This window comes from Burkholderia seminalis (genome assembly GCF_001718535.1).
Lineage (GTDB): Bacteria > Pseudomonadota > Gammaproteobacteria > Burkholderiales > Burkholderiaceae > Burkholderia > Burkholderia seminalis.
Genome location: NZ_CP013398.1, coordinates 1,923,061 through 1,945,204, shown reverse-complemented (window position 1 = coordinate 1,945,204; position 22,144 = coordinate 1,923,061). Strand labels below are relative to the sequence as shown.

Here is a 22,144-nt window from a genome sequence, read left to right as displayed (position 1 = left end):
TGGATCGTCGATCATCGCGGTTCCGATGTTCCGACGAGGTTTCAGATGACCGTACGCAGTTCCTTTCCGCCGCTGACGATTCGCGGCCGCACCTTGTTGCCCGTCGTGCAGGGCGGCATGGGCGTCGGCATCTCCGCACACCGGCTGGCCGGCAGCGTCGCGCGCGAAGGCGCGGTCGGCACGATCGCGAGCATCGACCTGCGCCACCATCATGCGGACCTGCTCGCACGCTGCCGCGCGCAACCCGATCGCGCGACGCTCGAGGCCGCGAACCGCGAGGCGCTCGCGCGCGAGATCCGTCTCGCTAAGACGTACAGCGAAGGGCGCGGGATGATCGCGGTCAACGTGATGAAGGCGGTGAGCGCGCACGCGGACTACGTGCGCGTCGCGTGCGACGAGGGCGCGGACGCGATCGTGATGGGCGCGGGCCTGCCGCTCGACCTGCCCGATCTCACGCAAGGGCACGACATCGCGCTGATCCCGATCCTGTCGGACAGCCGCGGGATCGCGCTGGTGCTGAAGAAGTGGATGAAGAAGGGACGCCTGCCCGATGCGATCGTGATCGAGCATCCGGCGCACGCGGGCGGCCACCTCGGCGTCACGCAGATCGACGACATGCACGACGCGCGTTTCGATTTCGCGCGGGTGCTCGACGAGACCGCGCAGGTGATGGCGTCGCTCGGTCTCGAACGCGAAACGATTCCGCTGATCGTGGCGGGCGGCGTAAACAGTCACGACACGGTGCGCGCGGCGTTCGCGGCCGGCGCGAATGGCGTGCAGGTCGGAACGCCGTTCGCGGTGACGGAAGAAGGGGATGCGCATCCGCACTTCAAGCGCGTGCTTGCCGATGCGACGCCCGACGACATCGTCGAATTCGTCAGCGTGACGGGGCTGCCCGCCCGCGCGGTGAAGACGCCGTGGCTCGATCGTTACCTGCGCAACGAGACGCGCATTCGCAACAAGCTCGGCGCGTTCAAGCAGCGTTGCCCGACCGCGCTCGAATGCCTGAGCGTATGCGGGCTGCGCGACGGCATCGAGAAATTCGGCCACTTCTGCATCGACACGCGGCTTGCGGCCGCGCTGCGCGGCGACGTCGCGAACGGGCTGTTCTTCCGCGGCCGCGAAGCGTTGCCGTTCGGCCGCGCGATCCGCAGCGTGCGCGATCTGCTCGACCTGCTGCTGACGGGCAGTGCGACCGAGCCTGCGGCAAACCGTCCCACGTTTACGCTGGCTTGACCAATATCAAGATGACGAAAAGACCCTACATGGAGAATGGAAACCATTCTTTGGGGGTCCGTACCATGCATAAAACGATTCGAACTTGTGTCACCGCAGCCGCCGTCGCGGCCACCTTCGTCGCGATGCCGTCGCTGTCGCACGCGGCGTCGCCCGGTGACGGCATCAACCAGGGTGACGTACTGGTCCGGCTTCGCGCGATCAGCATCCAGCCGAACGAGCGCGCGAGCGATACGCTCGGCGCGATCAACACGGGCGTGAACAACGCGATCGTGCCGGAGCTCGACTTCACGTACATGATCCGCGACTACCTCGGCGTCGAGCTGATCCTCGGCACGTCGCGGCACCAGATGACGTCGAGCCTCGGCAATCTCGGCGGCGTGGGCGTGCTGCCGCCGACGCTGCTGCTGCAGTATCACTTCAACCACGCGGGCAAGGTACGGCCGTACGTCGGCGCCGGGTTGAACTACACGTACTTCTACAACAACGGGCTCAACGTCGGCGGGGAGGGCGTGTCGATCAACAAGAGCAGCTTCGGCCCCGCACTGCAGTTCGGCGTGGACGTGCAACTGACGAAGAAGGTGTTCATGAACGTCGACGTGAAGAAGATCTGGATGAGCACCGATGCGACGCTGGGCGACAAGGGCATCGGCACGCTGCACATCGATCCGCTGATCGTCGGCGTGGGCGTCGGGATGAAGTTCTGACGCGGCAGGAAAAGAACAGAGTTGGGGTTGGCGGCATGGCGGTCGGCATGCCGCTCTTTTTTTGTGCGGCGGATTTACAGCTTGTCGTACTGGAAGCGCATCGCGGTGCCTTCGCGCGTGATGCGCTCCCACACCGCGCGCTTTTCGTCGTCGCTCAGGAACACCCAGTTCGACACTTCGGCGGCCGTGCGGCCGCAACCCTTGCAGACTTCGTCGAAGAGGGTCGAGCACACGCCGATGCAGGGGCTGTCGGGCAGGTCGTGGAGATTGGAGGCCATCGGAAGGGTTCGCGCGGTTGAATCGTGAACCGCCATTTTAATGCATCGCGGCCGCCGGGTCGGCCGGCGCCGGCCGGCATGCGATCCCGGTGCGCCGGCGCGACCGTCCGGCCGCGCGCCCGGTATGCGACCGCGGTTTCGCCCCTGACCGTTTTTCCCGGTGGACAGATGCCGATTACCCGATAGAATTCCCCCGGAACGCCCCGCCGCGCGGGCAGCCTGGCTGGCCGGCGGCGGGAATCTGTTCCGTTTGCGCGACACCGGCATGTTTTTTTTGTGACGGCGCGCGAATGATGGTAGTTTTCGGGGTTTTCGAGGGGTGGCGCGCCAGAATGCGCCGCCATGACGAGGCAGACGACAGCCGGGCAACGTGTCCGGCCGGAGGGAGAACGGGATGAAAGCAAAGGTAGTGGGCCGGTTCGCAGCGCTCGCGCTGTGCGTGGGGGCGTCGGCGGCAGCGGCGAAGGATACGCAGCTCAATGTCTATAACTGGTCGGACTACATTGCGAAGGACACGATCCCGAACTTCGAGAAGCAGACGGGTGTCAAGGTCCGCTACGACAACTACGACAGCGACGACACGCTGCAGGCGAAGCTGCTGACCGGCAGCTCGGGCTACGACATCGTCGTGCCGACCAGCAACTACGCGGGCAAGCAGATCGCCGCCGGCATCTTCGCGCCGCTCGACAAGTCGAAGCTGCCGAACCTCAAGTACCTCGATCCGCAACTGATGGCGCTCGTCGCCGGCGCGGACCCGGGCAACAAGTACTCGGTGCCCTGGGCGTACGGCACGACCGGTCTCGCGTACAACCTGACGAAGGCGCAGCAGGCGCTCGGCAAGGTGCCGCTCGACAACTGGGACATCCTGTTCAAGCCGGAAAACCTGTCGAAGCTGAAGACCTGCGGCGTGTCGGTGCTCGACGCGCCCGATCAGATGTTCGCGGCGACGCTGCACTACATCGGCAAGGATCCGATGAGCACGAACCCGGCCGACTACAAGGCCGCGATGGACGTGCTGAAGAAGATCCGCCCGTACATCACGCAATTCAACTCGTCGGGCTACATCAACGACCTGGTCGGCGGCGACATCTGCTTCGCGTTCGGCTGGTCGGGCGACGTCGTGATCGCGAAGCATCGCGCGATCGAGGCGAAGAAGCCGTACAAGGTCGAGTACTACATTCCGAAGGGCGGTGCGCCGGTGTGGTTCGACGTGATGGCGATCCCGAAGGACGCGAAGAACAAGGAAGCGGCCCTCGCGTGGATCAACTACATCGAGGACCCGAAGGTACACGCGGCGATCACGAACGCGGTGTACTACCCGAGCGCCAACGCCGAGGCCCGCAAGTACGTGCGGCCCGACGTCGCGAACGACCCGGCCGTCTACCCGCCGGCCGACGTCGTGAAGACGCTGTTCCTGCTCAAGCCGCTGCCGCCTGAAATCCAGCGTCTGCAGACGCGTTTGTGGACCGAGCTGAAGTCGGGCCGCTGACGCGAGCCGAAGTGAACCCGCAGTCATGAAGCCCCTGGTGCCCCCGGGGGCTTTGTTCGTCTAACGCAGGAGAGAAGCAGCACATCATGAATAGCCAGTCGGGTGCGCCGGTCGCGGGCGCGCCGTTCTCCGTTTCCTCCTCCGGCGCCGATGCGCGCGCCGAGAACTTTGTCCAGATCGTCGACGTCGTCAAGAAATTCGGCGACACCGAGGCCGTGCGCAGCGTCAACCTGACCGTGCGCCAGGGCGAGCTGTTCGCGCTGCTCGGCAGCTCGGGCTGCGGCAAGTCGACGTTGCTGCGGATGCTCGCGGGCCTCGAGACGGTCACGTCGGGCAAGATCCTGATCGACGGCGAGGACCTCGCGCAGATGCCGCCGTACAAGCGGCCCGTGAACATGATGTTCCAGTCGTATGCGCTGTTCCCGCACATGTCGGTCGAGTCGAACGTCGCGTTCGGACTGAAGCAGGAAGGCACGCCGAAGGCCGAGCTGAAGGAACGCGTCGCGTCCGCGCTCGAACTCGTGCAGATGAGCAAGTACGCGAAGCGCAAGCCGCACCAGCTGTCCGGCGGCCAGCAGCAGCGCGTCGCGCTGGCCCGTTCGCTGGTCAAGCGCCCGAAGCTGCTGCTGCTCGACGAGCCGATGTCCGCGCTCGACAAGCAGATCCGCCAGCGCACGCAGATCGAGCTCGTCAACATCCTGAACAAGGTCGGCGTCACCTGCATCATGGTCACGCACGACCAGGAAGAAGCGATGACGATGGCGAACCGCCTCGCGGTGATGAGCGAAGGCCAGATCGTGCAGATCGGCTCGCCGAACGAAGTCTACGAATACCCGAACAGCCGCTTCTCGGCCGAATTCATCGGCTCGACGAACCTGTTCGACGGCGTGACCGTCGAGGACGAACCCGACCACGTGTACATCGAATCGCCGGAGCTGCCGAGCCGGCTGTACGTGAGCCACGGGATCTCGGGCCCGCTCGGGATGCCGGTCACGGTGTCGGTGCGCCCCGAGCGGATCGCGCTCACGCGCAAGCCGCCCGAAGGCGCGTTCAACTGGGCGCGCGGCCGCATCAGCAACGTCGCGTACATGGGCGGCTATTCGCTGTATCACGTGAAGCTCGACGCGGGCAAGACGGTGATCGCGAACGTGTCGAGCCTCGCGATTTCCGAGCTCGACACACCGGGGCTCGGCGACGAGATCTACGTGCGCTGGAGCGCGACGGCCGGCGTGGTGCTGACGTCATGAGCGCGTTCAAGTCCCTGCTCGAGTGGCCGGTGCGGCGCTTCAACCTGACGGGCGCGTCGGCGGTCGTCGCCGGGCCGTTCACGTGGCTCGTGCTGTTCTTCCTGGTGCCGTTCGTGCTGGTCGTCAAGATCAGCTTCGCGGAGTTGCAGCTCGGCATCCCGCCGTACACGGAACTCGCGTCGTATACCGACGGCGTCGTGCACATCGCGCTGAACCTGTCGCACTACGCGTTCCTGTTCACGGACAGCCTGTATTTCGCGACCTACGTGAACTCGGTGTGGGTGGCCGCGATCACGACGCTGCTGTGCCTGCTGGTCGGCTATCCGATGGCGTACTACATCGCGCGCTCGAATCCGGCGACCCGCAACCTGCTGATGATGGGCGTGATGCTGCCGTTCTGGACGTCGTTCCTGATTCGCGTGTACGCGTGGATCGGCATCCTGAAGAACAACGGGCTGCTGAACAACTTCCTGATGTGGATTGGCCTCACGCACACGCCGATCGAGCTGTACCGCACGAACTACGCGGTGTACATCGGGATGGTGTACTCGTACCTGCCGTTCCTCGTGATGCCGCTCTACGCGCACCTCGTGAAGATGGACCTGCGCCTGCTCGAGGCCGCGTACGACCTCGGCGCGAAGCCGTGGAAGGCGTTCGTGCAGATCACGCTGCCGCTGTCGAAGAACGGGATCATCGCGGGCTGCCTGCTGGTGTTCATCCCGGCGGTCGGCGAGTACGTGATTCCGGAGCTGCTCGGCGGCGCGAACACGCTGATGATCGGCCGCGTGATGTGGAACGAGTTCTTCAACAACGCGGACTGGCCGATGGCGTCGGCGGTGACCTGCGCGATGGTGCTGCTGCTGCTCGTGCCGATGGCGATGTTCCAGCACTTCCAGGCGAAGGAACAGGGAGGCCGTCGATGAAGCCGAACCGTTACCTGCAGTTCGCGGCGCTGTTTGCCGGCTTCGCGTTCCTGTACATCCCGATCCTCAGCCTGATCGTCTATTCGTTCAACGAGTCGAAGCTCGTCACCGTGTGGTCGGGCTTCTCGTTTCGCTGGTATGCGGCGCTCGTGCAGGACGACGAGCTGCTGACGGCCGCGTGGCTGTCGCTGAAGATCGGCGTGCTGACCGCGTTCGCGTCGGTGTTCATCGGCACGTGGGCCGGCTTCGTGCTCGCGCGGATGGGGCGCTTTCGCGGCTTCGCGCTGTTCAGCGGGATGATCAACGCGCCGCTCGTGATCCCCGAAGTCATTCAGGGGATCTCGCTGCTGCTGCTGTTCATCGAACTGGCGAAGTGGATCGGCTGGCCGGCCGAGCGCGGCGTGTTCACGATCTGGCTCGGCCACGTGATGCTGTGCATCTCGTACGTCGCGATCATCGTGCAGTCGCGCGTGCGCGAGCTGAACCCGTCGCTGGAAGAGGCCGCGCTCGATCTCGGCGCGACGCCGCTGAAGGTGTTCTTCACGATCACGTTGCCGCTGATCTCGCAGGCGCTGATCGCGGGCTGGCTGCTGTCGTTCACGCTGTCGATCGACGACCTCGTGCTGTCGGCGTTCCTGTCGGGCCCCGGCTCGACGACACTGCCGCTCGTCGTGTTCTCGCGCGTGCGTCTCGGCCTGAATCCGGAGATGAACGCGCTCGCGACGCTGTTCATCGTCGCGGTGACGGCCGGTGTCGTGATCGCGAACTTCGTGATGCTGCGTCAGGAACGCAAGCGGATGGCGGGTTACGCGGGCTGACGGACAGGCCGCGGCCGCGATGAAAAACGCCCGGTGCCGACGACGAGTCGGGCCGGGCGTTTCGTTTGGCGGCGCGTGCGCGGCACCGCCGGTGGCTCATGCGCCGAACGCGGCTTTCGCCAGCAACCCGAGCGCAACGCACACGAGCACGGCCGCGAAGCCGGCCTGCACGTGCCGCGCGGCGAGGCGGCGCGACGCGCCGCGGCCGGCGGCCATGCCGAACGCGGTTGCGACGGTGAACCACAGCGTCACGTCGAGCGGCGCACGCGTGCCCGACACGAGCGTCGCGAGCACGCCGCCCGTGCCGACCAGCGCGATCACCATCAGCGACGTCGCGACCACGCCGTGCATCGATACATTCGTGAACTTGCGCAGCATCGGTACGATCACGAAGCCGCCGCCGACGCCGAGCAACCCCGTCATCAGTCCCGTCATCGCGCCGGTCGACGCCAGCGCCACGACGACCGGCCAGGACCACACCAGCCGGCCCGTATCGGGATTCACGCGGCCGACGCACAGCGGCGACGCGTCGGCGTCGCCGGCCGCCTGCCGCAGCGCCTGCCGCAACAGGCGGCCGGCGACGACCAGCATCGTCAGTGCGAACAGCGTGAGCAGCAGGCGCTGCGGCAACATGTGCGCGAGCCGTACGCCGAGCGTGGTCAGCGGCACGCCGGCCACGGCCATCAGCAGCGCCGCGCGATAGCGCACGAGCCCGCGGCGGAAGCCTTCGAGCGCACCGAGCGCGGCACTGCCTGCTACCGCGACGAGCGCGACGGGCGTGGCCTGCTGCATCGGCCAGCTCATTCCGACGACGAGCGCGGGCACCGCGAGAATGCCGCCGCCGGCGCCGGTCAGCCCGAGCACGGCGCCGACGAAGCTGCCCAGTACGAGGGAAATCAGCATGACGTCATCGCGCTCCGGTCAACGTGCGACGGCGGGCTTCGCGAGCCATTCGCGGCCCTTGAGCATCGCCTTCCAGTAGAGCGGCGGCAGCACGCGCTCCTTGAGCAGCCACGCGAGCCGCGACGGGCGCTTGCCGTCGATCAGCCATGCGGGGAAGGTCGGCGCGACCTTGCCGCCGTACAGGAATTCGGCGAGCACGATCTTGCCGCGCTCGACGGTGAGCGGGCATGAGCCGTAGCCGTCGTACGCGGCATCGCCGTGCGCGCGGCCGAGCGACGCGAGCAGGTTGTGCGCGACGACGGGCGCCTGCTTGCGGGCGGCGGCGGCCGTTTTCGCATTGGTCGTGTTGGTGACGTCGCCGAGCGCGTAGACGTCCGGAAACTGCCGGTGCCGCAGCGTCGCCGGATCGACGTCGATCCAGCCGGCCGCGTCGGCGAGTGGGCTCGAACGCACGAAGTCGGGCGCCTTTTGCGGCGGCACGACGTGGATCATGTCGAACCCACGCACGACGGTTTCCTTGCCGCCGTCCGGCAGCGTGCGCGCGAACGTCGCCTGGCGTGCCGGGCCGTCGATCGCGACGAGGTTGTGGCCGAACGACAGCGCGATGTCGTAGCTTTTCACGTATTCCATCAGCGCCGGTACGTAGTCGGCGACGCCGAACAGCGCCGCGCCCGCATTCAGGAATTCGACGTTCGCGGCGTCGAGCCGGCCCGCACGCCGCCAGTGGTCGCACGACAGGTACATCGCCTTCTGCGGCGCGCCCGCGCACTTGATCGGCATCGGCGGTTGCGTGAACAGCGCATGGCCGCCGCGGAACGCGCGCACGAGTTCCCACGTGTACGGCGCGAGATCGTAGCGGTAGTTCGACGTGACGCCGTTGCGGCCGAGCGTGTCGGCGAGGCCGTCGATCGCGTGCCAGTCGAGCTTGAGTCCCGGGCACACGACGAGCTTGCGGTAGCCGATGCGGCGGCAGCCGTCGAGCACGACCGTGTGCGCGTCGGGCTCGAAGCCCGCGACGGCGGCCTGGATCCGGTGCACGCCGCGCGGCAGCACGTCGGTCATCCGGCGTGCGGTGGTTTCCGGCTGGAACACGCCCGCGCCGACCATCGTCCAGCCCGGCTGGTAGTAGTGGACGTCGGCCGGATCGATCACCGCGATGTCGAGCGATGCGTCGCGCGCGAGCAGGCTCGACGCGACCGCGATGCCGGCCGCGCCCGCGCCGACGATCACGATGTCGTGCCGTGCGTCGACGACGGGTGGCGCGGCTTGCCGCCCGCCCGGTGCGATGCGCGACGCGATTCCGCTCAGGTCGTAGCCGGCCGCGCCGGCCGTCGCGATGATGTCGTTCAGCGGCCGCAGACCCGCCTGCGACAGCGCCCACAGCGTGGCCGAACGCGTGCCGCTGCGGCAGTAGGCGAGCACCGGGCCGTCGAGCGACGCGAGCAGCGCGCCGAACTGCGCGGCCTGGTCGTCGGTGACCTTGCCGGTATCGACCGGCAGGTAAAGCACGTCGATGCCGAGCGGCGCGGCCGCCGCGCGGATTTCGGTGACGGTCGGCTGGTCGGCGCCTTCGCCGTCCGGCCGGTTGCAGACGATCGCGCGGATACCGGCCGCGTGAAGCGCGGGCAGGTCGGCCGCGGTGATTTGCGGCGAGACCGACAGCGTGTCGGTCAGCTTGCGGATGGAGGTCATGTCGGGGTCTCGGTTGGGGCAGCGCGTGCGGCTCAGATCGCGTCGAGCGGGATCTTCAGGTAGCGCACGCCATTGTTCTCGGGCTCGGGCAGGTGGCCGGCACGCATGTTGACCTGCACGGACGGCAGCATCAGCACGGGCATGTCGAGCGTCGCGTCGCGTGCGGTGCGCATCGCGACGAAATCGTCCTCGGTCACGCCGTCCTTCACGTGCACGTTCGCGCGGCGCTGCTCGGCCACCGTCGTCACGAACTGCACGTCGCGGCCGCCCGGCTGGTAATCGTGGCACAGGTACAGGCGCGTGTCGGGCGGCAGCGCGAGCACGCGCGCGATCGAGCGGTACAGCGTGCGTGCGTCGCCGCCGGGGAAGTCGCAGCGGGCCGTGCCGTAGTCGGGCATGAACAGCGTGTCGCCGACGAATGCCGCGCGCTGCGTCGCGTCGTCGACGCAGTAGGTCATGCACGCGGGCGTGTGGCCCGGCGTGTGCAGCGCGCGGATCGTCAGCGCGCCGAGCGCGAGCGTGTCGCCGTCGTCGACGAGCCGGTCGAACTGGCGGCCGTCTTCCGCGAAGCCGGGGCCGGCGTTGAACAGCGTGCCGAACACGTGCTGCACGCGGCGCACGTGCGAACCGATCGCGATCCGGCCGCCGACCCGCGCTTTCAGGTACGGCGCGGCCGACAGGTGGTCGGCATGCACGTGCGTTTCCAGCAGCCACTCGACGGTTGCGCCGAGTTCGGCGACGCGGGCGATCAGCCGGTCGGCGCTGGCCGTGCGCGTGCGGCCGGATGTCGGATCGTAGTCGAGCACGCTGTCGATCAGCGCGCACGCGCGGCTGTCGGTATCGAGCAGGAGATAGCTGACGGTGTGGGTCGCCGGGTCGAAAAAGCCTTCGACCGACAGGGCGGGGGCGTTGCTCACGGGGTGTCCTCGATCGGGTTCTGCATCTGCAATCGCGATCTTTACTTCAAGAAGCGTGCCAGCCAGCGGTGCGGCATCGGCCGATCAGGCAGGGGCTTGATTCGGCTCGGGTTTTCGGTGCGTCGGCGGCCTCGTGATGGTGGCAGCGACACCCGGTGGCGGACGAAGACTGCCACAACTGGCAGTGTCGTGGCAGAATTGGCAGTCCGCCTGGCAGTCCGCCCGGGCGCCTCTTTACCGAGCGAGCCTCCGCATGCATCCGCACGACACCATTCCGATCGTTCCCGCGCCGCGTCGCGACGCGCTGCCGGACGTGCGCGCGCTCGTCGCTTATCTCGAGCAGGACCCGCAGCCGATGATCGTGGTCGATCCCGACTACCGCATCCTCGCGGCGAACGAGGCGTACCGGCGCCAGTTCGGTGTAGCCGGCGTCGAGCACGTGGGCCGGCACTGTTTCCAGGTTTCGCATCACTACGACGTGCCGTGCGACCAGGCCGGCGAGCATTGCCCGATGAAGCAGGCGCTCGAGTCGCGCGGGCTGAACCGCGTGCTGCACATCCATCACACGCCGCGCGGCCCCGAGCATGTCGACGTCGAGCTGCGGCCGATCTTCGATGCGGACGGCAACGTGATCGCCTATGTCGAGCGGCTGACGACGGTGCGCAGTGCATCCGCGCAACCGAGCGCGGAGGGGCTCGTCGGCGGCTCCGACGCCTTCAATGCGGCGCTCGGCGCGCTGCAGCGCGTTGCGCCGTCGACGCTGCCGGTGCTGCTGCTCGGCGAATCGGGCACCGGCAAGGAACTGTTCGCCCGCGCCTTGCACGAGGCGAGCGATCGCGCGATGGGGCCGTTCGTCGTCGTCGATTGCTCGGGGATCGCCGAGACGCTGTTCGAGAGCGAACTGTTTGGTTACGAGAAAGGCGCGTTTACGGGCGCGAACCAGCGCAAGCCGGGCCTCGTCGAAACCGCGCAGGGCGGCACGCTGTTTCTCGACGAGATCGGCGACGTGCCGCTGCCGATGCAGGTGAAGCTGCTGCGGCTGATCGAGTCGGGCACGTTCCGGCGCGTCGGCGGCGTCGAGGCGCTGCGCGCCGATTTCCGGCTCGTCGCGGCCACGCACAAGCCGCTGCGCGAGATGATCGACGACGGCCGGTTCCGGCAGGATCTCTACTACCGGATCAACGCGTTTCCGATTCCGCTGCCGGCGTTGCGCGAACGGCAGGGCGACGTCGCGCTGCTGGCCGAGTCGATCCTGCGACGGATCGCGAATGCGCGCGGCAAGGCAGGCGACGCGAATGCGCGGCCGTACAGGCTGACCGAACACGCACGCGCGTGCCTCGACGCGTATGCGTGGCCCGGCAACATCCGCGAGTTGCGCAACGTGCTCGAACGCGCGTGCCTGTTCGCGGACGACGGGACGATCCGGGTCGAGCATCTGCCGGCCGAACTGGTCGCGGCAGCGGCGGCGCCGCAAGATCCCGCGGCGGACGCGCGCGACGTGCCGGACGCGGAACTCGTGCGTATCGCGCGTACGTTCGACGGCACGCGCAAGGCGCTTGCCGAGCGGCTCGGGATGAGCGAGCGGACGCTGTACCGGCGGATGAAGGCGCTCGGCGTAGGTTCGCGCGAGCGTTGAACACGCATGTCGCGCGCGGCTGGCAACGGTACGCGGGTTTGCCGATAATGACGTATTCCCGTTCCGCCTCTTCGCCGATGAACCGACGCTTCCTTTCGCCTTGCCTGTTTCTTGCGGCCGCCGTCTCGTGCAACCCGGCCCAGGCCGCCGACTATACGTGGACCGATGCGGCCGGCGCGCACGCGGTGACGCTGGCCAGGACCGAGTCCGGCGACGATGTCGAGTTGAAGGTGGCGGCGACGCTTGACGGCCATCCCGACTGGACGGTGCGCGACTACGTGAAGGCCTGTCCGGTCGACGTGATCCTCGACGTCGTACCGAAGTCGATCGAAATGCGCGACCTGCTCGGCAACGGCCGCAAGCAGTTCCTGTTCGCGTACAAGATCGGCTGCCGCGGCGACGTCAGTGCCGATCAGGTCAAGTATTTCCTGGTGGACGCCGGCACGAAATACGTGCTGCGCGGCGAGGAAACCGTGACGGTCAACGGCAAGTTCGTCGACGGCGGCGCGGCGCCCGTGCCGAACGCGGACCTGAAGGCGCAGCCCGTGCTTCTGCGTTACATGACGAAGCGCTGGCGCGGGATCAGCGCACGCAACGACTAGACCGGCGGCCGATGCGTGCAGGGTGAGCGGGCGGCACACCGCGGCCCGTCCGCCGCCCGCCTCGTCATGCGCTCAGCGCACGGGCGCCAGTTGCGCCATCGCTTCGCGCACGAAACCGAGCAGCGTCTCGTCGGTCCACGAATCCTTCGTCAGCGCCGGCTCGTTCATCAGCGCCGCGCGGAATTTCGCGTGCGTGGCCGGATCGTGCCCCGCGTAGCTGCGGAACAGTTCGAGCCAGCGCTGCGCGAGCGCGCGGCCTTGCGGCGAATCGGGCCGCGTGCCCGCGTCGATCGCGTCGCGCACGTCGGCCATCAGTTGCGGCCATTCCATCGCACGTTCGGCGTAGTGCGCGCGCATGAAGCGGATCTCGTCCGGCGCGAGGTACGGCTCGAAGAGCCGCATCTTCGTTTCCGACGATGCGCGCAGCACGTAGTCGCGCAGCGCGGTCGAGATGCCGATCTTCGACTGCATCGCCGGTTCGTGCTCGTGCATCCGGTTGAGCTTCGCGAGCAACCGCGGATCGTTGTTCGTGTCGCGCACGAGCAGCGCCATCCAGCGTGCGGCGAGCGCACGCACGCGCTCGTCCTCGGCGGGCACGCCCGCGTCATACAGCGCACGGACCTCGTCGACGAGCGCGATCCATTCCGCGTCGCCCGTCTGGCTCTTCCGGTACATCGGCATGCGCGCGAGTTCTTCCTCGGAGAAATATTTGTCGTACACGGTCATCAACTCCAGTGTGGTGAGCCAATCGGCCAGTTCCGGCTCCGTGCCCGCCGCGAGCTGCGCATGCAGGTTCACGAGCCGCTCGCGCAGCTGCGCGGTCTGCGCCAACTGACGGTCGAGCAGCGCGATCTGCTTCGCGACGAGCTCGACGAGCGGGGTGCCGGGCTGGTTCAGGTGATCGCCGATTTCGGCGAGCGACAGGCCGAAGCGACGCAGCGCCTGGATCTGGTGGAGCCGGGCGATGTCGTGGCGGTCGTACAGCCGGTAGCCGTTGTCGGCGCGCGCCGAAGGCGTCAGCAAACCGATTGCGTGATAGTGATGAAGCGTGCGGACGGTCAGCCCGCTGCGTTTCGCCAGTTCTCCCACTTTCAGCCGCATTCGTTCCTCCGTTCGGTGCGCACACTGGAGTCTCGAACGTTACGCTACGTGAGGGTCAAGCGGAAGATCGGCATTCGGCGGCCGGCCGCGTGCGGGGGCGCCGCACGCGGCCGGCCGAAGGGGCCGGTCATGGCGTCGAAGGGGCGGTGTCGGGCGCGGCGGCGTGGGCCTGCTGGCCGGTTGCGGCATCGCCGGCCGTGCTGCCGGTCTTGGCGGATGTGTCGCCGTTGCCGGCCGGCGGCGTGCCCATCGCCTGGTACAGCCGCGCGGTATCCGCGAACCGCGCGCCGGTCGCGCGGATCTCGTCGAGCCGCGCGTTGCGGTACTGCAGCTCGCTCGCGCGCGCGGCCGACGGCGGCAGCGCGCCGAGCCGCACGCGGGCCGCCGCGTCGTCGTATGCGCCGCGCGCGGAAAGGGCGGCACGCGACGACGCATCGAGCGCTTCCGCATCGTGTTCGAGCGCCGCCAGTGAATCGGCGACGTTCTGGAACGCGCCGAGCACGGCCTGCTTGTACTGGTCGACCGCGGCCTCGTAGGTCGCCTTCGCCGCACGGCGCTGCGCGAGCAGCGCGCCGCCGTGGAAGATCGGCTGGCTCAGCGACGCGCCGACGTTCCAGATCGCGCCGGCGCCCGACAGCATCGTCGGCCAGCTGAAGCCGCCTCGTCCCATCGCGGCCGACAGCGACAGCTGCGGGAACATCTGCGCGGTCGCGAGGCCCACTTCGGCCGCGGCTGCCTTCAGCCCCGCATCGGCCGCCTGGATGTCCGGGCGGCTTTTCAGGAGGTCCGACGGCACGACGACGGGCACCTGCTCGGGCAGATGCAGATCGGCGAGCGCGAGATCCGCCGGCGGCCGGTCGGGCGTGCGGCCGACCAGCACCGCGAGCGCATGCCGCGCCGAGTCGCGCTGCTGGCGCAGCGCGGGCAGGCTCGCCGCGAACGTGTCGGCGCTTTGCCGCGCGTTCAGCGCGTCGCTGCGCGACGCCGAGCCGAGCGCATAGCGGCGTTCGGCGTCGTGCGCTTGGTCGTTCGCGAGCGCGACGAGCCGCTCGGTCGTGCCGATCTGCGCGTTGAGCACCGACACGGTGATCGACGCGGTGACGATGTTCGCGGCCAGCGCGCGCCGCGCGGATTCGAGCTGGAACGCGCTGACGTCGACGCGTTTCGCGAGCGCGCGGTTCGCGAAGCGCGACACGCCGAACAGGTCGATCGTATAGCTGGCCTGCAGTTGCCCGACGAACGTGTCGTACAGCAGCGTCGGCGCGCCGAGCGCGGGAATCGGCACGCCGAGCGCGCGCTGGCGTGTCGCCTGGGCGCCTGCGTCGATCGACGGCAGCATCGAGCTGCCGATCTGCCCGCGCAGCTGTTCGCGCGCGGCGTCCAGCGAATGCGACGCCGCGCCGAGCGTCGGGCTGTTGCGCAGCCCTTCGTCGACGAGCGCGTTCAGCGCGTCGGAGCGGTACTGCTTCCACCAGTCGGGCACCGGCTGTGCGCCGACTTCGAACTGTTGTGCGACGCCTTGCGCGGATACGGTCTGCTGTACTTGCGGCACGGTGCCGTAGTGCGCGGGCGACGGCATCGCGGGCGGCTCGCCGCTCGGCGCGAACCACGCGCAGCCCGCGAGCGGGCCGGCGAGGCTCGCCACCGCGAGCGCCCGCACGGCTTTCGTTTTCAGGTTCATCGATTCATCCATGGTCAGGCTCCCGACGGCGCGGCCGATGCGCTGCCGCCTGGCGGCGGGCCGTCCTGCGGGTCGCGTTCGTCGCGCTTCACGCGGAACCACGTCGCGTACAGCGCGGGCAGGTAGAACAGCGTCAGCACGGTCGCGCTCGTGATGCCGCCCATCAGCGCGGTCGCCATCGGCCCGAAGAAGTTCGAGCGCAGCAGCGGGATCAGCGCGAGCACGGCGGCAGCGGCCGTCAGCGTGATCGGGCGGAACCGCCGCACGGTCGCGCCGATGATCGCGTCGATGCGGCCGTGGCCCACCGCGATGTCCTGCTCGATCTGGTCGACGAGGATCACCGAGTTGCGCATGATGATCCCGAACATCGCGATCACGCCGAGCATCGCGACGAAGCCGAACGGCTGGCCGAACAGCAGCAGCGTCGCGACCACGCCGATCAGCCCGAGCGGCGCGGTCAGCACCACCATCAGCACGCGCGAGAAGCTCTGCAGCTGGATCATCAGCAGCGTGAACACCGCGATCGCCATCAGCGGCATCTGCGCGTTGATCGACGCCTGCGCCTTCGCGCTTTCCTCGACCGAGCCGCCGATGTTGATCTGATAGCCGACCGGCAACTGCGCGCGCAGCGCATTCAGCTTCGCGTCGACCGCATGCGTGACGTCGATGCCCTGGGCACCGGCGCGCACGTCCGACTGCACGGTGAGGGTCGGCTGGCGGTCGCGTTCCCACACGACGCCGTATTCGAGCGTCGGCGTGAAGCGGCCGAGCGAGCCGAGCGGCACGGGGCCGTTCGGTGTCGGCAGCGCGAGGCCCGCGAGCTTCGCCGGATCGACGCGATCGGCCTTCGGCGCGCGCAGGTCGACCGCGATCAGCTTGTCGCGCTCGCGATACTGCGTGACGGTCGTGCCGGACAGCGTCATCGCGAGGAAGCTCGATACGTCCTGCGACGTGACGTTCAGCTCGCGCGCCTTCTTCTGGTCGATCTCGAAGCGCACCGAGCGCTCGGCCGGCTCGTCCCAGTCGAACTGCACGTTGACCGTGCGCGCGTCGCCGCGCATCGTCGCCGCGACCTTCTCGGCGATCGAGCGCACCGTCGCGATGCTGTCGCCGCTCACGCGGAACTGCACCGGATAGCCGACCGGCGGGCCGTTCTCGAGCCGCGACAGGCGCCAGCGCACGGCCGGGAAGCGGTCGCGCAGCGTGGTTTCGAGCCAGGTCGCGAGTTTTTCGCGATCCTCGACCGATTTCGCGGTGATCACGAACTGCGCGAAGTTCGGCAGTTGCAGCTGCTGGTCGAGCGGCAGGTAGAAACGCGGCGCGCCGCTGCCGACGAAGTTCACCGAATGGTCGATCTCGGGGCGCTTGTCGATCGCCTTCTCGAGGCGTTCGGTTTCGCGCAGCGTCGCCGCGAACGACGCGCCTTCGGGCAACCGCAGGTCGACCAGCAGCTCGGGCCGGTCGGAGCTCGGGAAGAACTGCTGCGGCACCAGCGAGAAGCCCATCAGCGACACGACGAACAGCGCGCCGGTGATCAGCAGCACGACGAAGCGCCGTTCGATGCACCACGCGATCCAGCCGCGCAGCCGGCGGTAGAAGCGCGTGTCGTAGATGTCGTGTTCGTGATCGTCGGGCAGGTGCGCCTCGTGCGCCTGGCGCTTGCGCTCGGGCAGCAGGTGGTAACCGAGCAGCGGGATCAGCACGACGGCGGCGAACCACGACGCGATCAGCGCGATCGCGGACACCTCGAAGATCGAGCGCGTGTATTCGCCGGTGCTCGATTTCGCGAGCGCGATCGGCAGGAAGCCCGACACGGTCACGAGCGTGCCCGTCAGCATCGGGAACGCGGTGCTCGTGTACGCGAACGCGGCGGCGCGTGCGCGGCTGTAGCCCTGTTCGAGCTTCACGGCCATCATTTCGACCGCGATGATCGCGTCGTCGACGAGCAGCCCGAGCGCGAGCACGAGCGTGCCGAGCGACACCTTGTGCAGCCCGATGTCGAACAGGTACATGAAGAGGGCGGTGACCGCGAGCACGACCGGAATCGAGATCACGACGACCATCCCGGTGCGCAGGCCGAGCGACACGAGACTCACGACCAGCACGATCGCGACGGCTTCGGCGACGGCTTCGAGGAAGTCGTCGACCGAATGCGACACCGCGTGCGGCATGCTCGACACTTCGGTCAGCTTCAGGCCGGCCGGCAGTTGCGCCTGCAGGTCCTTCGATTCCGCGTCGAGCGCCTTGCCGAGCCGGATCACGTCGCCGTCCGGCTGCATCGTCACGCCGATGCCGAGCACGGCCTTGCCGTTCGCGCGCATCTGCGTGACGGCCGGGTCGTCGTAGCCGCGCTTCACCGTCGCGAGATCGCCGAGCCGGAACGTGCGGCCGTTGATGCGGATCACCGTATCGGCGATCGCGTCGACGTTGTCGAACTGGCCGCTCGGCCGCACGAACACGCGATCGTCGGCGGTGGTCAGCACGCCGGTCGACGAGATGTCGTTCTGCGCGTTGATGGCCTGCCCGAGCTGCTGCGGCGAGATGCCGAGGCGCGTGAGCTGCGCGTTGTTCACCTCGATGAAGATCCGCTGGTCGGGATCGCCGAAATAGTCGACCTTGCCGACGCCCGGCACGCGCAGCAGCACGGTGCGCAGCTGATCCGCATAGTCGTGCAGTTGCGCGGGCGTGAAGCCGTCGCCCTCGAGCGTCCAGATGTTGGTGTAGACGTCGCCGAACTCGTCGTTGAAGAACGGGCCCTGCACGCCGGGCGGCAGCGTATAGCCGATGTCGCCCACTTTCTTGCGGATCTGGTACCAGGTCTCGGGCACGTCCTTCACGGGCGCCGAATCCTTCATCGTGAAGAAGATCAGCGATTCGCCGGGGCGCGAATAGCTGCGCAGGAAGTCGATGGCCGGCGTCTCCTGCAGCTTGCGGCCGATCCGGTCGGTCACCTGTTCCTGCACCTGCCGCGCACTCGCGCCGGGCCAGAACGTGCGGATCACCATCACGCGGAACGTGAACGGCGGGTCTTCGGATTGCGCGAGGCGCGTGTAGGCGAGGATGCCCGCGAGCGTCGCGAGCGCGATCAGGTAGACGACGAGCGCCTGGTGGCGCAATGCCCACGCCGACAGGTTGAAGCGGCCTTCTTCGTGCGGGGTGCTCACGATGCGAAGTCCTCCGGATGCAGCGGGGCGACCGGGCGCACCTTCTCGCCCGCGCTGACCGTATGCACGCCCTGCAGCACGACGCGCTCGCCCGGCTGCAGCCCGTGCGATACCGTCACCGTGCGCTCGTTGAAGCGCGCGACGTCGACGCGGCGCAATTCGAGCGTGTCGTCCTTCGCGCGCACGACCCAGACGGCCGGCTGCGCGCCGTCGTGGAACAGCGCGGTCGCGGGCAGCGTGACCGGCTGCGCGTCGCCGGCGGCCGGCGCGCCGTCGAGTGCGACGTTCGCGGTCATGCCGAGCCGGATCGCCGGGTCGGGTGCGGCGAGCGTGAGCCTTACGCGATAGGTGCGGCTTTGCGGATCGGCGGCCGGCGCGATTTCGCGCACCTTCGCGGCGAACTGGCGCCCCGGCAGCGACGGCAGCGTGACGGTCGCCGCATGGCCGGGCGCGAGCGACGCGAGCGCGGCCTCGGGCACGTCGCTGACGACGTCGACGTCGCCCGACCACGCGAGCTGGTAGACGGGCTGGCCGGCCGACACGTTCTGGCCGGTATCGGCCTGTTCGGCGGTGATGTAGCCCGCATGATCGGCGACGAGCGTCGCATACCGAAGCTGGTTCTTCGCGAGCGCGAGCTGCTGCTGCGCCTGGTCGCGCTGCGCGAGCGCCGACGTGTAGCTGTTCTGGGTCTGTTCGAGCTGCGCGGTCGCGATCAGGTGTTCCTGCGCCTGCGCGCGATCGCGGTCGAGCTGCTGCTTCGCGAACGCGAGGCTGTGCGTCGCGGCGTCGAGTTGCGCCTGTGCGCTCGCGGCGTTTTTCTCGACATCGGACGGATCGAGCAGCGCGACGACCTGGCCGACCTTGACCGTGTCGCCGAGGCGCACCTTGCGCTCGATGATCTTGCCGGCGATGCGGAACGACAGCGGGGTCGCGTAGCGCGGCTGGATGTCGCCGGGCAGCGAGCGGGCCGCCGCCGCGGTGTCGGCCCGCGCGGGCAGCGCGACGACGGGGCGCGGGGCCGGCGGTGCGGATTCTTTCGGATGACAGGCGGCAAGGACAAGCGCGGCGCCGATCAGCAGCGTGGCGCGGGAACCGGAGCGATTCACGAAACCCCCAGGTGAGGTAGAGCGGAACGAAGCCGGCAAGCGCGCGAGCGCTTGCCCCAAACGGCGCCGGCACGGGCGCGCGGACAGCACTTTCGAAAACTGTGGCGAATTCTAATACACACCTGTATCTGAATGCAAAGATGAATCTGAAAGGGGAATGGTGCTAGACTGCGCGCCATGAAACCACAGCGCTTAACTCGCGAGCAGAGCAGGGACCAGACGCGCGAACGTCTGCTGAAAGCCGCGCATCGCATTTTTCTGAAGAAAGGTTATGTGGCCGCGAGCGTCGAGGACGTCGCGGCGGCGGCCGGCTATACGCGCGGCGCGTTCTATTCGAACTTCCGCAGCAAGTCCGACCTGCTGCTGGAATTGCTGGAGCGCAACCACGCGGAGGTGCGGGCCGATTTCGAGGCGATTTTCGAAGGCGGCGGATCGCGCGAGCAGATGGAATCGATGTCGCTCGCGTATTACCGCACGCTGTTTCGCGACGACGAGTATTCGCTGCTGTGGGGCGAGGCGAAGCTGCAGGCCGCGCGCGACGCGAAGTTCCGCGTGCGCTTCAACCAGTTCCTGCACGGCAAGCGCGTGCAGATGGCCGAGTTCATCGAGCGCTTCGCCGAACGGTCCGGCACGCCGCTGCTGCTGCCGGCGGACACGCTCGCGTTCGGGTTGATGTGCCTGTGCGACGGCGTGCAGTCGTACTACACGGCCGATCCGCAGCACGTGTCGGCCGACGTGGCCGAATCGGTGCTGGCGGGGTTCTTCGCGCGGGTCGTGCTGGGGCGCACGCCGGACTGACCGGCGCGGTTGGGCCGGCTGCGCGCGTCAGCGCTCGCCGGTCATCCGGCGGTAGGCGTCGAGCAGCGAGGTCTTGTAGACGACCCCCGCGAGCGTCGGTTCGGCTTCGCTTTCGATGACCGGCAGCCGTTCGCCCTGGAACGCCATGAAGCGTTCGAGCGCGGTCGCGAGCGGCATGTCGGGCGTGAGCAGCGGAAACGGCGTGTGCGCGTAGTGCGCGGCCGTCTTGTCGGCCGTGTCGCGCTTGTCGAGCAGGTCCGACGTGATGTCCTTCAGCGCGACCGCGCCGCGAAAGCGTCCCGCGTCGTCGGTCACGTACAGGTACTTCACCGGGTATTCGAGAAACACGCGCGTCATGTCGGCGACGCTCGCGGTGAGCGGGACGACCGTCTGCGCGGGCTGGATCAGCTCGCGCATCTGCGTGGTGCGCAGCCGCTGCCGCTCCTGTGCATCCTGGTAGTGGTGCTGCGTGATCTCGTACATCGACGTCGTGCCCGTCGCGCGCGCGACGAAGTACGCGAACACGCACGACACCAGCAGCGGCAGCACGACCTGGTAGCTCAGCGTCATCTCGAAGATCATCAGGATCGCCATCAGCGGCGCCTGCGTGGCGCCCGCCATGAACGCCCCCATCCCGACGATCGCATACGCGAAATAGGCCGACGTATGGCCGGGCCACAGCGCGTCCATCGCGAGCCCGAACAGCGAGCCGAACACCGCGCCGACGAACAGCGTCGGCGTGAACACGCCGCCGATCGCGCCCGAGCCGGCCGTCGCGGCCGTCGCGATCACCTTGAACACGAGCACCGCGACGAGCGCCTGCCAGGTCCACGGCGCATGAAGGATGTGGTTCACGACGCTGTAGCCGTTGCCCCAGACGTCCGGAATCCACACCGAGATCACGCCGACGACGAGGCCGCCGAGCGCGAGCCGCACGGGCAGCGGCACGGGCAGCCGCTTGAACTGGTGCTTCGACGCGTCGAGCAGGTGCAGGAACTGCGGCGCGAGCACGCCGCACAGCGCGCCGAGCACGACGAACGGCAGGACCTCGGGGCCCGTGACGGCCGGAAACACCGGCATCTCGTACGGCGGCCGGTAACCGGCGAATTCGCGCATCACGATGTTCGCGACGACCGACGCGACCACCATCGGCCCGAAGCTCTCCATCGCGATCGTGCCGAGCACGATTTCCGACACGAAGAACGCGCCCGCGATCGGCGCGTTGTAGGCGGACGTGATGCCGGCGGCGGCCCCGCAGGCGACCAGCAGGCGCAGGCGCGGCGGGTCGAAGTGCGCGAAGCGGCCGACGAGCGACGCGGCGAGCGCCGCGAGCTGCACCATCGGGCCCTCGCGGCCGATCGAGCCGCCGGTGCCGATCGTCAGCAGCGACGACACGCTGCGCCACAGGCTCTGCCGTACCGGCACGACGCCGTTGCCGAGCGCGACGGATTCCATGTAGTCGGTCTTGGCGGCTTGCCTGTCGCCGCGCGTCGCGAGCAGCAGCACGCAGCCGGCGAGGAAGCCGCCCGCCGCCGGCATCCAGAACCGGACGTACCACGGCAGGCTCTTGGCCATCAGCACGAAGCTGCCGCTGTGCCCCGAGATCAGGCGCTGCATCAGGTCGATGCCTTCGCGGAACGCCATCGTGGCGAAGGCGCCGCCGACGCCGACGATGGCCGACCAGATCAGCATCGTGTGGGCGTCCGACAGGCGGAACAGCTTTTGGGCGCGAGTACGCAGCTTCAGCAGGAACGAGAGCACGGCTGAAAGAGGGCGATGGAAAACGACGCGAAGCATAGCACCACGCCGCGCCGGCGGGACGGTCCCGTCGGGCGCGGCGCGCGAA

The 22,144-nt window shown here is 68.3% G+C and carries 18 protein-coding genes; 9 read left to right on the top strand and 9 right to left on the bottom strand.

Translation table 11 applies throughout. From position 1 onward, the window contains the following. The first annotated feature begins 45 nt into the window (after nucleotides 1-45). A complete protein-coding gene (locus WJ12_RS08805) occupies nucleotides 46-1,236 on the top strand; it encodes an NAD(P)H-dependent flavin oxidoreductase (RefSeq protein ID WP_034186807.1) in 1,191 nt (396 codons plus the stop codon). Between the two features lie 65 nt (nucleotides 1,237-1,301). Continuing rightward, nucleotides 1,302-1,943 (top strand): OmpW/AlkL family protein, encoded by a 642-nt coding sequence (locus tag WJ12_RS08800; protein WP_034186808.1) that lies wholly within the window; start codon nucleotides 1,302-1,304, stop codon nucleotides 1,941-1,943. A gap of 74 nt (nucleotides 1,944-2,017) precedes the next feature. Here the strand turns inward: WJ12_RS08800 and WJ12_RS08795 are convergent, their stop codons facing one another. Continuing rightward, nucleotides 2,018-2,221 carry a DUF1289 domain-containing protein gene (locus WJ12_RS08795; protein WP_006493160.1) on the bottom strand — a complete coding sequence of 68 codons (204 nt, stop codon included), beginning with the start codon at nucleotides 2,219-2,221 and terminating at the stop codon, nucleotides 2,018-2,020. A gap of 394 nt (nucleotides 2,222-2,615) precedes the next feature. Here WJ12_RS08795 and WJ12_RS08790 point away from each other — a divergent pair, with 394 nt between their 5' ends. From WJ12_RS08790 to WJ12_RS08775, 4 genes are all read left to right on the top strand, one after another. Then, nucleotides 2,616-3,710: a polyamine ABC transporter substrate-binding protein gene (locus WJ12_RS08790; RefSeq protein WP_059557626.1), complete on the top strand. Its 1,095-nt coding sequence runs from the start codon at nucleotides 2,616-2,618 to the stop codon at nucleotides 3,708-3,710. 86 nt (nucleotides 3,711-3,796) lie between these two features. After that, a complete protein-coding gene (locus WJ12_RS08785) occupies nucleotides 3,797-4,957 on the top strand; it encodes an ABC transporter ATP-binding protein (protein WP_059557627.1) in 1,161 nt (386 codons plus the stop codon). Beyond that, nucleotides 4,954-5,880, top strand: a complete 927-nt coding sequence (locus tag WJ12_RS08780; protein WP_059557628.1) for an ABC transporter permease subunit — start codon at nucleotides 4,954-4,956, stop codon at nucleotides 5,878-5,880. The genes WJ12_RS08785 and WJ12_RS08780 overlap by 4 nt, the downstream gene beginning before the upstream one ends. After that, on the top strand, nucleotides 5,877-6,698 hold the full coding sequence (locus WJ12_RS08775) for an ABC transporter permease subunit (protein ID WP_034186812.1): 822 nt from the start codon (nucleotides 5,877-5,879) through the stop codon (nucleotides 6,696-6,698). The genes WJ12_RS08780 and WJ12_RS08775 overlap by 4 nt, the downstream gene beginning before the upstream one ends. A gap of 96 nt (nucleotides 6,699-6,794) precedes the next feature. On the opposite strand, the gene WJ12_RS08770 is transcribed toward WJ12_RS08775, so the two are convergent. Genes WJ12_RS08770 through WJ12_RS08760 form a run of 3 tightly spaced genes read right to left on the bottom strand, consistent with a single transcriptional unit; the run spans nucleotide 6,795 to nucleotide 10,210 of the window. Then, nucleotides 6,795-7,601 carry a sulfite exporter TauE/SafE family protein gene (locus tag WJ12_RS08770; protein WP_059557629.1) on the bottom strand — a complete coding sequence of 269 codons (807 nt, stop codon included), beginning with the start codon at nucleotides 7,599-7,601 and terminating at the stop codon, nucleotides 6,795-6,797. 18 nt (nucleotides 7,602-7,619) lie between these two features. Further along, on the bottom strand, nucleotides 7,620-9,293 hold the full coding sequence (locus WJ12_RS08765; protein WP_059557630.1) for a bifunctional protein tyrosine phosphatase family protein/NAD(P)/FAD-dependent oxidoreductase: 1,674 nt from the start codon (nucleotides 9,291-9,293) through the stop codon (nucleotides 7,620-7,622). A 32-nt stretch (nucleotides 9,294-9,325) separates the two neighbouring features. Then, nucleotides 9,326-10,210: an MBL fold metallo-hydrolase gene (locus WJ12_RS08760; protein WP_034186815.1), complete on the bottom strand. Its 885-nt coding sequence runs from the start codon at nucleotides 10,208-10,210 to the stop codon at nucleotides 9,326-9,328. Between the two features lie 253 nt (nucleotides 10,211-10,463). Between WJ12_RS08760 and WJ12_RS08755 the strand changes: the two genes are divergently transcribed. Together WJ12_RS08755 and WJ12_RS08750 are read left to right on the top strand one after the other, a co-directional pair. Next, the gene (locus WJ12_RS08755; protein ID WP_059557631.1) at nucleotides 10,464-11,846 is read left to right on the top strand and encodes a sigma-54 interaction domain-containing protein; all 1,383 of its coding nucleotides are present in this window, start codon (nucleotides 10,464-10,466) and stop codon (nucleotides 11,844-11,846) included. 77 nt (nucleotides 11,847-11,923) lie between these two features. Next, nucleotides 11,924-12,448: a M949_RS01915 family surface polysaccharide biosynthesis protein gene (locus WJ12_RS08750; RefSeq protein WP_034186817.1), complete on the top strand. Its 525-nt coding sequence runs from the start codon at nucleotides 11,924-11,926 to the stop codon at nucleotides 12,446-12,448. 72 nt (nucleotides 12,449-12,520) lie between these two features. Here the strand turns inward: WJ12_RS08750 and WJ12_RS08745 are convergent, their stop codons facing one another. From WJ12_RS08745 to WJ12_RS08730, 4 genes are all read right to left on the bottom strand, one after another. Continuing rightward, nucleotides 12,521-13,549 (bottom strand): MerR family transcriptional regulator, encoded by a 1,029-nt coding sequence (locus WJ12_RS08745; protein ID WP_059557632.1) that lies wholly within the window; start codon nucleotides 13,547-13,549, stop codon nucleotides 12,521-12,523. A 127-nt stretch (nucleotides 13,550-13,676) separates the two neighbouring features. Continuing rightward, complete coding sequence (locus tag WJ12_RS08740; RefSeq protein ID WP_059557633.1) at nucleotides 13,677-15,242, bottom strand: efflux transporter outer membrane subunit; 1,566 nt, start codon at nucleotides 15,240-15,242, stop codon at nucleotides 13,677-13,679. Between the two features lie 2 nt (nucleotides 15,243-15,244). Continuing rightward, nucleotides 15,245-18,394, bottom strand: coding sequence for an efflux RND transporter permease subunit (locus WJ12_RS08735; RefSeq protein WP_069245632.1), 3,150 nt, complete (start codon nucleotides 18,392-18,394; stop codon nucleotides 15,245-15,247). Beyond that, a complete protein-coding gene (locus tag WJ12_RS08730) occupies nucleotides 18,391-19,500 on the bottom strand; it encodes an efflux RND transporter periplasmic adaptor subunit (protein ID WP_034186821.1) in 1,110 nt (369 codons plus the stop codon). Before WJ12_RS08730 ends, WJ12_RS08735 begins: the two co-directional genes overlap by 4 nt. Nucleotides 19,501-19,677: 177 nt before the next feature. Between WJ12_RS08730 and WJ12_RS08725 the strand changes: the two genes are divergently transcribed. Continuing rightward, entirely contained in the window at nucleotides 19,678-20,298 is a 621-nt protein-coding gene (locus WJ12_RS08725) for a TetR/AcrR family transcriptional regulator (RefSeq protein ID WP_034186822.1), read from the top strand. A 27-nt stretch (nucleotides 20,299-20,325) separates the two neighbouring features. Here the strand turns inward: WJ12_RS08725 and WJ12_RS08720 are convergent, their stop codons facing one another. After that, a complete protein-coding gene (locus WJ12_RS08720) occupies nucleotides 20,326-22,059 on the bottom strand; it encodes a ClcB-like voltage-gated chloride channel protein (RefSeq protein WP_197423870.1) in 1,734 nt (577 codons plus the stop codon). Between the last annotated feature and the right edge of the window lie 85 nt (nucleotides 22,060-22,144).